Below are 12,974 nucleotides of genomic sequence, written 5' to 3'. Positions count from 1 at the left end.
GCCGTCCCCGTATGCCCCTCTCCAGCTTCATCCGCACCACTGCCGACATACCCGAGGGACCATATTATATCTATGGGGCGGGCGCAGCAGCCGCGTCGCTGAAGAACAGCCTTGAAGCAGAAGGTCGCCCGGTCGAGCATTTCAAGGGCTATCTGACAAGCTTTGCGGGCGGCCTGATGGCCGGCGCGCAGCTTTATAACATCGCCGACCATGCACAGCATCTAATCGAGACAGACACCATCGTCATCGCAAACCAATATGCGCGGGAAATCGGCCACCATTTGCAAGGTCTCGGTGTGTGCGCTCGTGTCCTCGATGGCATCATGCTGGTCTTTCGCCCTGTTGAGACAGTCCCCGAAAATGCTGATGACCTCATCGCGCGCGCCAACGCAATCCTGCCACGCCTTGCAAGTGAGCGATCCCGGAGGATTTACAGCTTCCTAACCCGGCTGCGTTTCGCAGCGGGGGCGGACTTGCATCAGCGCCATGCCGACTTTTATGCTTTCATGGACAAGACATACGGCAAAGACGATGCCTATGTTCGCCAGCATTATTTTGAATATGGAGATTTCGCCCAGACATCGCTCGTGCTTGAAGGCGGAGGCAATTTGGGGCTTGTCACCCGCGCCATGCTGCGAGCCATGCCTGCCCACGGCAGGATCGTCACTTTCGAACCCGCATCGGACGCCATTGCTGCACAGTCCGCCCACCTGCAGGTCCATACGGACCTCGCCGCCGAGATCGAAAGGGGCCGGTATACACAAGTTCCCAAAGCCCTGTGGCGCACCGATACCAACCTTAATTTCCTTGTGAATCCGGCCAATCTGGCCAGCAGCCGTGTGGTCGAAGGCGGCACTGGCGGCAAGATCATAGAGGCGACGTCAATCGACAGCTACTGCACTACCCATGCGCCCGGCAAAGTTGACTTTATTAAGCTGGATGTCGAAGGTGCGGAACCGATGGTGATCGAGGGTGCCAGGAATACGCTGCTCGCCGACATGCCACGCCTCGCCATCAGCATCTATCATGGCCCGGAGCAGATCGTGACGCTGCCAGAGAGACTGATCGAACTGTTGCCGGACTACCGCTTTGAAGTCGGACATCATTCCAACAGCCCGTGGCTCGAAACCGTCCTCTATTGTCTGCCCGACTGATCAGCCAAATCGGACACTTACCCGGCCGATCCAGAGCTTGGTCCAGCGTGCCTGCTTTTCCTCTGCCGCCAGACGCTTCGGTGAAGCAGGTACGGCTGCCTGAAAGGCATCCCGGTCCGCCATTATCTGCGCGTTGAGGGCGGCATATCGCTTGCCACCCAGTTCGGTCGTCACGCATACGAGCGTGCCGCATGCCCTGCATACCCAGAAATCTGCGCTTTCGGAGCCTTGCCGCTGCAGATCGAGCGCTGACTGGTCTTTCACCTGCAGATGCAGGGATCCCGCAGGGTCCGACATCCAGGCTGCACCACGTTCCATGCAGAAGTCGCAGTCGCAGGCACGCGGGGTGAAGGCCGCAACTTCTCTATCTGTGCTCAGGGCGAGATGAATATTCCCGCACCGGCAGCCGCCATGAAGAACCATCACCGCCTCCTCACACAGTCGGCTTCACATCGAAGCGTGCCGGTGCAATCCCCTGCGCCGGCTCGGTGACGACCTTTTCAACCCGCGCGGCCGGCGGACCTTCGTGGCACAGCGCCAGCATGGTTTCGATCTGGGTATCGTTCCCCACAAACAATGCCTCCACCGTGCCATCGATGCGGTTCCTGACCCAGCCGTGCAGACCAAGCCGGTTTGCTTCCCCCTCAGTCCAGCCACGATACCAGACACCCTGGACCTTGCCATGGATACGGACCTTGATGGCGATCCTGCCCTGCATAATGAACCCCTTTACCTATCAGAGTTCCGTATCGTAGCCGAAGCGGGCAAAGTCTTCGGCATAGAGCCTGGCAACAATGCCTTTCAGCTCCGGCGTATATTCTTTCCGCCAAGTTTCGCTGGCACCAGTTCTGTGAACCTGTGTTCCGTTGTTGAACGTGGCGCTGATATCGAAACCGATCCGCTCGGAAACATGAGCGATATCCGCATCGAAATTTTCCATCTTGCCGATGAAATCGTGCTGCACCCAAAGCGCCATGCAGCAAAGAGCCTGTGGTCGCCAGTGCCGGTCCATCTTGTGCAAGGGTTGATCCGCGATAGCCTTCACGAATTGCCCGAAGGAAATCGGCACTTCGATTTCCTGGGGGGGCATCCCCATCAGCTTCAGGATCAGTGACTTTTCCTTGCTATTACCATTGATCTTGTCTTTCCATGCCGACACAAGCCGGACATATGGGTTGCGCACAAAAGTGAACTTGAAATAGTCGGGTGCCGAGAAAATATCGTCCAGCATATCAGGGGTCAGCTGGTAGGGTTTGATCCAGCTTGAATATTCGGCGCGCGGATGCTGCGTCACCAGCCCCTGTGGCAGATTGCCGACTTCATAAATTTGCAGCGCCTTCATCAACGAAGTAGTCGCCACCTTAGCCACTGGAAAATAGACATACCGGTGCTTCATAGAGATTGAAATATGGGCATTGTAGTCGCGTGGACTGAAGAGTTTCTCCAGTCGCATGCCTCGCATTTCCTCGATCGATAACGAGTATTGCTTCCGCTGCCCACTTGTCAGAGAGTTTTCAACCTTGTCCGTCATGTTTTACTCTTACGGCCTGCACTTGAATGTCGCTTATTCCTTTGTCGGGTAATGGGCATTGAAGAAAGCCTGTTCCCGATCATTGCGACGAGAAGGCTCGCGCGTCCAGCTGGTGTCCTCTCCAATCAGCCGTGCCGGCACACCTCCCGCCACGCCGAATGGCGGCACATCGGCGGTGACAACCGCTGCCGTTGCCACAATCGCACCATGCCCGATAGTCACATCCGGCATGACAATGCTGCGTCGCCCGACCCACACATGATCCCCAATCACAGTCCTGCGTCGGTGCTTATTACGCAGCTCCCCCGTCTTCATATCGATTATCCCGTGCTGATCGTTCGACTGGATCAGAATGCTGTCCGAAAAAAGACAATCCTTTCCGATCAGTACAGCCGATTTATCTGCAACGATCCGGGCGGCATTGATGGTGGTATCATCGCCAATTACCACCGTCGGATAGCGCCACATGCGCAGGTCCAGGCTTGCTTTCGTACGGGCACCGATGAAGAGCCGGGCATGACCACCTGCCACCAGCATCTTCATGCTGCCTGCATCTGAAAGCAACACAAGGTGGCAGTTTACCGCTGGCGACGCGGGACCATGGCGGCCGATCTTGAACTTCTGCTGATTTTTTAAGGATCCGAACGTATAAACGAAATTGCTGTCGTCAAAACTCCCTGTCACGCAGCCATCAGGTAAGTCTGCGAAGGGGATCCGCTCCAATGGCTCGTTCCCAAGGACATCGCTATATCCTTTAAGACCGCCAGGGAAACCAATCTCTGCGAGCAAAGCCAGATTTTGTCCAAGGATATCCATAGATTGTTCGGCGTACTTAAAAGCGGCGCTTCATGGCGCAGGTCCGTTGAACTACCGCTTTTAGTCCGGGACCCAGATCTTTACAATAAGCAGTCGCTGATGTGCCCCGCCCCCAACGTGTGCTGCCAAAGGGATTTTGGAACAGAGGCAAACCACCAAGAGCGCCCATCCCCTTATTCAAACTCGATGATCACGGCGTCGACGGCGAGGCTGTCGCCCGCCTTCGCTTTCACCGATTTGACCGTCGCATCCTTGGCCGCACGCAGGATGTTCTCCATTTTCATGGCTTCAACGGTGGCAAGCGCCTGTCCCGCCTTCACCTCATCACCTGCCTCCACATTCACCGCCACCACAAGGCCCGGCATGGGGCAGAGGAGGAATTTTGAGGTATCGGGCTCCGGCTTTTCAGGCATCAGGGCGTGAAGGGCGGCGGCGCGTTCAGTGAGCACGCGCAAGTCGCGGCTTACGCCGTCGGTCGTCAGCCGGTAACCAAGCGGCAGTCGGTCGATTTCCATCGCGTAATCCACCTCGCCGATGGTGCCGCGGAAGATCGGCTCCCCCGGCACCCAGTCGCTGCGGACCGGGATACGCTTGGCACCCAGGAGCACCTCGGCATGGTCGGCCATCGGCAGGATGTTGGCTGCCACATCGTCGCCGTCAATGCTGACAACCCAATTGATCTCCTGCGGCCCCATGGGCATGGCGATCTGGCCACCAACCTGTGTATCGCGGGATTTTTCAACCGCGTTCATGAAAAGGGCCGTCACCACCATCGCCTCGCGCACCTCATCGGTGATCGCGCCGCCCGTGAAGCCATCGGGATATTCCTCAGCGATGAAGCCGGTCGTCATATTGCCGGATTGGAAGCGCGGATGCGCCATCAGGGACGCGAGGAACGGGATGTTGTGGGCGATACCCCGGATGTAATATTCGTCGAGCGCACGCCGCTGGTGGGCAATTGCCTGATCCCGCGTCGGCGCCATGGTGACGAGCTTGGCGATCATCGGATCGTAGAACATCGAAATCTCGGCACCTTCATAAACGCCCGTGTCGACCCGCACATGGTCGCCTTCCTTCGGCGGCAGATAACGGGTCAGGCGCCCGATCGAGGGCAGGAAGCCCCGGAGCGGATCTTCGGCGTAAACGCGCGTCTCGATGGCCCAGCCCTTGAGTTTCACATCGGCCTGAGTGAGCTTCAGCTTTTCGCCGTTCGCCACGCGTATCATTTGCTCCACAAGGTCGATCCCGGTGATTTCTTCGGTCACCGGATGCTCCACCTGCAGGCGGGTGTTCATTTCCAGGAAATAGAAATTGCGGTTCTTGTCGACGATGAATTCGACCGTGCCGGCGCTGCAATAGTCCACGGCTTTCGACAGTGCCACGGCCTGCTCGCCCATCGCCTTGCGGGTTGCTTCGTCAAGGAAGGGCGAAGGGGCTTCCTCCACCACTTTCTGGTGGCGGCGCTGGATCGAACATTCCCGCTCGCCCAGATAAATCACATTGCCATGCTTGTCGCCCAGCACCTGGATTTCAATATGGCGCGGCTCTTCAACGAATTTCTCGATGAAAACGCGGTCGTCGCCGAAGGACGAGCGCGCCTCGTTCTGCGCCGAGATAAAGCCTTCGCGGGCCTCGGTCTCGCTATAGGCGATCCGCATGCCCTTGCCGCCGCCGCCAGCCGAGGCCTTCAGCATGACGGGGAAGCCGATCCCGGCCGAAATCTTCGCGGCTTCGTCGGCGTCCTTGATGATTCCCATGTGACCGGGCACGGTGGAGACACCAGCCTCAGCGGCGAGCTTTTTGGACGTGATCTTGTCGCCCATGGCATCAATGGCCTTGGGGTCCGGCCCGATGAAGGCGAGACCCGCCTCCTGCACCGCTTTCACGAAGCCCGCACGCTCGGAAAGGAAGCCGTAGCCCGGATGGATCGCCTCAGCACCCGTATCCTTGGCGGCCTTCAGGATTTTCTCGGCCACGAGATAACTTTCAGCGGCAGCAGGCGCGCCGATGAACACGGCCTCATCCGCCATTTCCACATGCAGCGCGTCACGGTCGGCTTCCGAATAAACAGCCACCGTCTTGATGCCCATGCGGCGGGCCGTCTTGATGACCCGGCAGGCGATTTCCCCACGGTTGGCGATCAGTATCTTCTTGAACATGCGTGAAACCCCTAACCCTCAATCAATTCGGTTTGCCGCGCCGGGCGCGGGCGGCGAGAAACCACAGGAGGCCGATGACCAAAGCCCCGGCCACGAAATAATAACGGGCGCCACTATCTGCAAAGACAGCTGCCCCGATGCCGAAACCGACCGCAATGCCAAGGACAAAAGCCATGAAGGCCACCGAGCGCACCTCGGCGCGCAGGGCATTGCCCGCAATCGACTGTTCAACGTCCTTCGGCAGCGGCGAAGCCATCGGCCCCTCCTCAAAGCGGGATGTTATCGTGCTTCTTCCACGGGTTTTCGAGCTGCTTGTTCGCCAGCTTCTTCAGCCCCATCGCGATCCGCTTGCGGGTCGAATGCGGCATGATCACCTCGTCAATGAAGCCGCGCTGGGCCGCCACGAACGGGTTGGCGAACAGATCCTCGTAATTCTTGGTATGCTCGGCGATCTTGGCCGGGTCGTCCTTGTCCTTACGGTACAGGATTTCCACAGCGCCCTTGGCGCCCATCACGGCAATCTCGGCGGTCGGCCAGGCGTAGTTGAGGTCGCCGCGCAGGTGCTTTGACGCCATCACGTCATAGGCACCGCCATAGGCCTTGCGTGTGATGACGGTGATTTTCGGCACGGTCGCTTCGCCGTAAGCGAACAGCAGCTTGGCGCCGTGCTTGATGATGCCGCCATATTCCTGCGCCGTGCCGGGCAGGAAGCCGGGCACATCAACAAGCGTGATGATCGGGATATTGAAACAGTCGCAGAAGCGCACAAAGCGCGCGGCTTTCTTGGAACTGTCGATATCAAGACAGCCCGCCAGCACCATCGGCTGGTTCGCAACGATACCCACGGTTTCGCCATCGATCCGCGCGAGACCAATCAGGATATTGCCCGCATGCTTCGGCTGCAGTTCAAAAAAGTCGCCCTCGTCGACGATCTTCTCGATCACCTCATGCATGTCATAAGGCTTGTTCGGGTTCGACGGGATGATGTTATCAAGCGACTTTTCAATCCGAAGCGCGTTATCAAACGACGGACGCACCGGCGGCTTTTCGCGGTTGTTGAGCGGCAGGAAATCGAAGAAGCGACGGAGCTGGACAAGCGCCTCGACATCATTGTCGAACGCCTTGTCGGCGACCGACGATTTCGTCGTGTGGGTTGAAGCCCCACCCAGTTCTTCCTGTGTGACGATCTCGTTCGTCACGGTTTTCACCACATCGGGGCCGGTGACGAACATATAGCTCGTATCCCGTACCATGAAGATGAAGTCGGTCATTGCCGGGCTATAAACCGCCCCGCCTGCGCACGGCCCCATGATCATCGAGATTTGCGGCACCACACCCGAGGCCAGAACATTTTTCTGGAACACGTCGGCATAGCCGCCAAGGGCAGCCACGCCTTCCTGAATGCGCGCACCGCCGGAATCGTTGAGGCCAATGACAGGTGCCCCCACCTTCATGGCCATGTCCATGACCTTGCAGATCTTCTGGGCATGGGTTTCGGAAAGAGAGCCGCCGAAAACGGTGAAATCCTGGCTGAACACGAACACAAGGCGGCCATTGATGGTGCCGGAGCCCGTGACCACGCCGTCGCCCGCGAATTTCTGTTCGGCCATGCCGAAGTCCGTGGAGCGGTGCTCGACGAACATGTCATATTCTTCGAAGCTGCCCTGATCGAGAAGCACGTCGATCCGCTCGCGCGCCGTCAGCTTGCCGCGCGCATGCTGCGCTTCGATCCGCACAGCGCCGCCGCCGAGCCGGGCCTCCTGACGCTTGGCTTCCAGTTTCTCCAGAATATGCTTCATGGACCCTTCACTCCCCTCGTGCGGTTTCCCGCCAATCTGCTGAACAGTATCTTCAACAAGCGATGAAATTCATATCGGCTTATCGCCAGTGGCGCCAGCCCAAAGCGTGGCAATGGTATTCTTCACCTCAAAGGCATGCAAGCAGCCGGTCAGCTGCATCAACATCGGCTTTTTTAAGGGCCACGAACCTGGCGGCCTCTTCGTCAACGCCCCATTGTTCTTCCTGATAGGTCTCATCAAGCCGGGCGGCTTCCCACAGCGCATCAACGCCCGCGAAGCCCTTGATACGGGCAAGGGCGAGGACAAGCGAGCCGAAACCGTTCGTCAGGCCGTGAAGCGCGGTCAACCGGTGGGCGTCAAGGGCCGCGACCTCAGCCCGCAGGGCCACAAGGCTCGCCTCGGGCTGCAGCACCGGCATGATGCCGCTTGTCACAATCAGAGGGGCGCCGAGCGCATCCCGTGCCCAATCCAGATAGGGTGTCCAAACGGCGGCCTGCCGCGCCACCAGCTCTTCGGGCTCGTCAGCGCGGTAGCACAGAAGGTCGGATCCCCCGAAGGCGACCACCTCTGCCGCCACTTCCTCCATCCGCAGCGCCACACGGTCGAGCGCGGTGTTGGCAAGGCGGGTCAGCGGCATCGCATCCGGCTTCACCGTTTCTTCCTGCGCGGCCCATTCGGCCGCAACGGCCTCGGCGAGGGTCTCCGTGGGCATCACGAGCGTTGCCTTCGCCGGGGTCTTCACGATGTGGCCATCAAGCGCAATCGTGAAACCGCCTTCGCCTGCCTCAACCGCGACTGCCTTGTAGAAACGCTTCATGCGCCGCCCTCTTTATCCTGATCTTTCGCCTTGCGCTCGGCCTGCATGGCGCGGGTAGTGGCAGCCACCGACTTGCGGGTGGCGCGCGCCGACTTGCGGGCCGTGGCCTGCCGCTTTTCATGCACGCCGGTTTCCACATTGAAGGGACTGGTGAAGGTGGACATCGCCCCCTTCTTTTCCTTCTGCCCCGCATCCAGTACCGCCGACTGGCCCAGCAGCCGGTTTCCAAGCGACGGCACGCGGTAGAAAAGGACGAACACCAGGCTGATCATCACAAGGATCGCCAGCAGTACGACAAACGCCATGTCACCGCTTTTCTCGATGATCGCGTCTTCGTTCAGATAGGTGGCAACGGCCCCGCCTGCGGCAACAGCAGCGCAAACGAGGAAGCCCGCGCGCGGGCGCAGGGCATCGTTCTTCATGTCGTCATGCTGCGGGTTGGTCATGGGTCATCTCCGTCAGGCGGTGCGCCAGCGGCACAAGCGCCGAAAAATCGTCGATCAGGTGCTGCGCCCCGGCGGCGGTCAGCTCATCCGCTCCATGATAGCCCCAGGTAACGCCAATGCCAAAAGCCCCGGCAGACCGCGCCATCGCCATGTCATAGCTGGTGTCGCCGATCATCAGCGTGGTCTCGGGCACCGCACCCGCATCCACCATCGCTGTCTGGATCATCGAAGGATGCGGTTTGGAGGGATGATGATCTGCTGTCTGCAGGCTGATGAAATGGTGCCCGATATCGTGGGCCGCCAGCACGCGCTGCAGCCCGCGCAAGGATTTGCCAGTGGCAACCGCCAGCAGGAAGTTGGCGTCACTCAGAGCTTCGAGCGCTTCAATCACGCCCGGATACAAGGGCTCCACCGGATTGCCACGCGCCTTCCGCATGGCAAGGAATGCCTCCTTGTAGGACTGCGCCAGCCGCTCATGCTCGCGTGCTTCCGCTTCCGGCACCAGCACCGCCATAGCGTCAGCCAGCGACAGGCCGATGACCCGCTGCACGGCGGCGCGCGTTGGGGCCACGAGGCCTTCGCGGTCGAACATCAGGGTCATTGCTTCGGCAATCAGATGCTCGCCGTCAGCGAGCGTGCCGTCGCAATCAAAAATCACCAGCCGGTTCGCGCCGCTCACAGGATCAATCCTCAAATTCGGGGTCTTCGTAGGTCGCGGGGTCGAAGCCCAGCATGCGGAAGCTTTCGTCCATATGGGGCGGCAGCGGGGCTGTCACTTCCACCATCCCGCCCCTCGGGTGCGGGAAGCGGATCATATAGCTGTGCAGATGCAGCTTCCGGGAAATGGCGCCCGAAAGATAGGCTTCGGTGCCGCCATATTTGCCGTCTCCCACAATAGGATGGCCCATTTCAGAGCAATGCAGGCGCAGCTGGTGGGTGCGGCCGGTCAACGGCTTCAGCGTCAGCCATGAGGCCCGACCGGCGGCCTTGTCCACCACCTGATAATCGGTGACCGACCTTTTGCCATCCGGCGTGACAATCATGCGTTCGCCAGCCCCGGCCCTACCCGGCCCCTTGTCCATCATCAGCTTGATGCGGCCCTGATACTGCCTTGGCGTACCCACCACCAGCGCCCAGTAGCGCTTGTCCGTCACCCGGCTTGCGAAGGCTTCGGCGAGCGACGCGGCAACGGACGTGGAACGGGCGAGGAGCAGTGCGCCGGACGTATCCTTGTCCAGCCGGTGAACGAGTTTCGGCCGGGATTCCTTCTCGAACATCAGGGCATCCAGCATGCCATCCAGATGTCGCGTCACACCGGTGCCGCCCTGCGTCGGCAAGCCGGCTGGCTTGTTGATCACGATAACGTCGGAATCCTTGTAAATGACCCACGACTGGATCTCGCGGATCTCGTCGTCGCTCAGGCGCAGGCCTTGCGGTTTGGCGGGTTTGTCGTCGGCCACGGCAGCCTGATAAGGCGGCACACGGACGGTCTGGCCCGCGGCCACGCGCTCGTTGCCCTTCACCCGCTTGCCATCGAGGCGCACTTCGCCCTTGCGCATCATCTTGTTCAGCGCGCCGAAGCCGATATCGGGGAAATGCCGCTGGAACCAGCGGTCAATGCGGATGCCGTCGTCCTCTTGGGCGACGGAAATATTCTGGACAGCGTTCAAGCAAGCCCCCGTACAAGCGCGAGACCGGCAAACAGCGCACCGACGCCCAGAATGACCGAGCCACCCACATAAAGGGCGGCCTGCATCATGGCGCCGCGCTCGATCAGGAGCGCCGTCTCCAGCGAAAAGGTTGAAAAGGTGGTGAAGCCGCCAAGCACCCCGACGGCAAAGAAGGCACGAAATACGGGGCTCGCATTCAGTTTGACAGCCAACAGTTCGATGAGCACGCCCATGAGGAAGGAGCCAAGGATATTCACAGTCATCGTGCCGAAGGGAAAGCCCATGCCGGTCAGGCGCATCACATAGCCGCCGACATAATGCCGAGCAACGGCGCCAAGCGCTCCCCCTGCTGCAATTGCCAGAACCGATTGCATACCCATTCCTTCAAACTACGCCGAATATCCAGCCTTCGGTGGCGCGCACCCTATCCGAAAGCCCCGGCGGATTCCAGTATTTCGGCTGATGGGCGATATGACGGAGGCCAGCCGCTGTAACAAGGGCGTCCGCCGCATTGTCATCCATGGGCGGCTGGTCGCCCACAAGCGGATAACTGTTCAGCGTGAGAAGCGCGGAATCGATTTGCTCGCGGGTGCGGAACTTGCCCTTGTGCCCGCCCATGCGCGCGAAAGCACCACAGTAAATCTCGACAATCACGACCTTGGCTTCGGCGATGGTGGCAGGCCCGTCAAACGGCCAGATGGCGATCCCCGGCACACCGCGCAGCCGGTGCAGCATGCGAATGGTCGACAGGCCCGACATCCCTACCTGGCTTGGCCCGATCAGGTGAAACACGCTCTCGCAGGGGCCATGGCCCGCCTTGATCGAAAGTACCTCGGGCACGCGCAAACGACGCTCATAAGCAGCCCCTTTGCCCGACGCGCGGTGATAGTGATCCCGGCGCGCATCCACGAAGCCGCCGCCGTAAAAGTGTGGGTCTGGCGACGCTTCCTCAATCGCTGCCCAAAGGTCGAGGGCAATTTCAGGCAGATCGGTGCCCGGCAGATACAGTCCCTTATCAACAAACGGCAGCGAGAAGGCGGAATCGATACCGACGATGCTGCGGCCTTCGCGGGCCGTCAGATCCTCGCTGATAAAGTCGGCAATCGCCTCGCGGCTCCAGTTGTTGCCGCCTGCTGCCCTCACAAGGGCGGGAGCGGCGAAACCGGAGGCGGCTTCCGCGACCGCCAGCCCCTTCAACCGCGCGCCCTTCGCACCGGACCAGTCGATCCCGACGAAGCGCGCAAAACCGCTCATCCCTTTGTCTTCGCTGCATAGTCGGCGCGGACCTTGGCGAAATATTCGAGGCGCTTCTGTATATCGCGCTCGAAGCCGCGTTCCACGGGCTGGTAGAAGCTTTCGCGGTCCATGTCATCGGGGAAATAATCCTGCCCGGAAACACCTGCCGCCGTGTCGTGGTCGTAGGCGTAATCCTTGCCGTAGCCCAGATCCTTCATCAGCTTCGTCGGCGCATTCAGGATATGGGCGGGCGGCATCAGGCTGCCGGTTTCCCGCGCCGAGCGCATGGCGGCTTTGGTGGCCTTGTAGGCGGCGTTAGACTTCGGGGCGGTCGCGAGATAGAGGGTCGCCTGCGCGATGGCAAGCTCGCCCTCGGGGCTCCCCAGAAATTCGTAGGCGTCTTTCGCGGCAAGCGCCTGATGGATCGCCTCGGGATCGGCCAATCCCACATCCTCGCTCGCGAAACGCACCAGGCGGCGGGTGATATAAAGGGGGTCTTCCCCGCCCGTTAACATCCGGGCTAGCCAGTAAAGTGCCGCGTCGGGGTCCGACCCGCGAAGCGACTTGTGAAGCGCCGAGATCAGATTGTAATGGCCTTCGCGGTCCTTGTCGTAGGCTGGCGCCCGCTTCTGGAGGAGTCGCGCGAGGCCGGCGGTATCGATAGGCGCATCGCCCGCCAGATCATAAAGCCGCTCAACGCAGTTCAGGAGATACCGCCCGTCGCCGTCCGCCATCGCCTTCAGGGAGGCTCGCGCGTCAGCGTCCACCGGCAGCGGCTTGCCAAGATCGGCTTCAGCGCGCTCCAGAAGCGCTTCGAGGGACGCATCATCCAGCCGGTTCAGCACCAGCACCTGCATCCGCGACAGGAGCGCGCCGTTGATCTCGAACGACGGGTTCTCGGTCGTCGCGCCGATCAGGGTGACGGTGCCGTCTTCCACATAGGGCAGAAAACCATCCTGCTGCGACCGGTTGAAGCGGTGGATCTCGTCCACAAACAGCAGTGTGCTGCGCCCGTTGGCACGGCGGATGCGGGCAGCCTCGAACGCTTTCTTGAGGTCGGCAACGCCCGAAAAGATCGCCGATATCTGCTCGAACGCCATGTCGCCGTGGCCGGCAAGGAGCCGCGCGATGGTCGTTTTGCCGGTGCCTGGCGGCCCCCAGAGGAGGACCGACCCGATGCGGCCGGTGGCCACCATCCGCCCCAAGGGGCCGTCGGGGCCCACAAGGTGCCCCTGCCCCACAACGTCTTCAAGCTTCGTCGGACGCAGCCTGTCGGCAAGCGGGCGATGGGCGGAAGCCGCAGCGTCCGCACCTTCCGCAGTACCGAACAGGTCGCCCATCAAATG

15 protein-coding genes are annotated in these 12,974 nt (G+C 60.5%); 1 reads left to right on the top strand and 14 read right to left on the bottom strand.

Translation table 11 applies throughout. The annotated features are described in order from the left end of the window. The first annotated feature begins 11 nt into the window (after positions 1-11). Complete coding sequence (locus OU694_RS03055) at positions 12-1,154, top strand: FkbM family methyltransferase (protein ID WP_308909516.1); 1,143 nt, start codon at positions 12-14, stop codon at positions 1,152-1,154. Here the strand turns inward: OU694_RS03055 and OU694_RS03050 are convergent, their stop codons facing one another. The 14 genes from OU694_RS03050 to OU694_RS02985 all read right to left on the bottom strand — a co-directional run bounded on the left by OU694_RS03050 (position 1,155) and on the right by OU694_RS02985 (position 12,968). Beyond that, complete coding sequence (locus OU694_RS03050) at positions 1,155-1,577, bottom strand: GFA family protein (protein ID WP_308909515.1); 423 nt, start codon at positions 1,575-1,577, stop codon at positions 1,155-1,157. A gap of 10 nt (positions 1,578-1,587) precedes the next feature. Next, on the bottom strand, positions 1,588-1,872 hold the full coding sequence (locus OU694_RS03045; protein WP_308909514.1) for an acylphosphatase: 285 nt from the start codon (positions 1,870-1,872) through the stop codon (positions 1,588-1,590). Positions 1,873-1,890: 18 nt separating this feature from the next. After that, on the bottom strand, positions 1,891-2,685 hold the full coding sequence (locus OU694_RS03040) for a sulfotransferase family protein (protein ID WP_308909513.1): 795 nt from the start codon (positions 2,683-2,685) through the stop codon (positions 1,891-1,893). A gap of 33 nt (positions 2,686-2,718) precedes the next feature. Beyond that, the gene (locus tag OU694_RS03035; protein WP_308909512.1) at positions 2,719-3,501 is read right to left on the bottom strand and encodes an acyltransferase; all 783 of its coding nucleotides are present in this window, start codon (positions 3,499-3,501) and stop codon (positions 2,719-2,721) included. A 173-nt stretch (positions 3,502-3,674) separates the two neighbouring features. Beyond that, positions 3,675-5,660, bottom strand: a complete 1,986-nt coding sequence (locus OU694_RS03030; RefSeq protein ID WP_308909511.1) for an acetyl-CoA carboxylase biotin carboxylase subunit — start codon at positions 5,658-5,660, stop codon at positions 3,675-3,677. A gap of 22 nt (positions 5,661-5,682) precedes the next feature. Beyond that, entirely contained in the window at positions 5,683-5,916 is a 234-nt protein-coding gene (locus OU694_RS03025) for a hypothetical protein (RefSeq protein ID WP_308909510.1), read from the bottom strand. Between the two features lie 10 nt (positions 5,917-5,926). Next, positions 5,927-7,459, bottom strand: coding sequence for an acyl-CoA carboxylase subunit beta (locus OU694_RS03020; RefSeq protein ID WP_308909509.1), 1,533 nt, complete (start codon positions 7,457-7,459; stop codon positions 5,927-5,929). A gap of 127 nt (positions 7,460-7,586) precedes the next feature. Then, a complete protein-coding gene (locus OU694_RS03015; RefSeq protein ID WP_308909508.1) occupies positions 7,587-8,276 on the bottom strand; it encodes an ATP12 family chaperone protein in 690 nt (229 codons plus the stop codon). Continuing rightward, complete coding sequence (locus tag OU694_RS03010) at positions 8,273-8,722, bottom strand: hypothetical protein (protein ID WP_308909507.1); 450 nt, start codon at positions 8,720-8,722, stop codon at positions 8,273-8,275. Before OU694_RS03010 ends, OU694_RS03015 begins: the two co-directional genes overlap by 4 nt. Continuing rightward, on the bottom strand, positions 8,703-9,401 hold the full coding sequence (locus OU694_RS03005; protein WP_308909506.1) for an HAD-IA family hydrolase: 699 nt from the start codon (positions 9,399-9,401) through the stop codon (positions 8,703-8,705). Before OU694_RS03005 ends, OU694_RS03010 begins: the two co-directional genes overlap by 20 nt. 4 nt (positions 9,402-9,405) lie before the next feature. Continuing rightward, a complete protein-coding gene (locus OU694_RS03000; protein ID WP_308909505.1) occupies positions 9,406-10,392 on the bottom strand; it encodes an RluA family pseudouridine synthase in 987 nt (328 codons plus the stop codon). After that, on the bottom strand, positions 10,389-10,766 hold the full coding sequence (gene crcB, locus OU694_RS02995; protein WP_308909504.1) for a fluoride efflux transporter CrcB: 378 nt from the start codon (positions 10,764-10,766) through the stop codon (positions 10,389-10,391). Before crcB ends, OU694_RS03000 begins: the two co-directional genes overlap by 4 nt. Positions 10,767-10,776: 10 nt before the next feature. Continuing rightward, the gene (locus tag OU694_RS02990; RefSeq protein WP_308909503.1) at positions 10,777-11,646 is read right to left on the bottom strand and encodes a hypothetical protein; all 870 of its coding nucleotides are present in this window, start codon (positions 11,644-11,646) and stop codon (positions 10,777-10,779) included. Next, positions 11,643-12,968 carry a replication-associated recombination protein A gene (locus OU694_RS02985; RefSeq protein ID WP_308909502.1) on the bottom strand — a complete coding sequence of 442 codons (1,326 nt, stop codon included), beginning with the start codon at positions 12,966-12,968 and terminating at the stop codon, positions 11,643-11,645. The genes OU694_RS02990 and OU694_RS02985 overlap by 4 nt, the downstream gene beginning before the upstream one ends. Between the last annotated feature and the right edge of the window lie 6 nt (positions 12,969-12,974).

It is taken from the genome of Pseudokordiimonas caeni (assembly GCF_026719705.1).
Classification (GTDB): domain Bacteria; phylum Pseudomonadota; class Alphaproteobacteria; order Sphingomonadales; family Kordiimonadaceae; genus Gimibacter; species Gimibacter caeni.
Note: the sequence above shows the minus strand (reverse complement) of the source record. Positions and strands in the feature narration are given on the sequence as shown.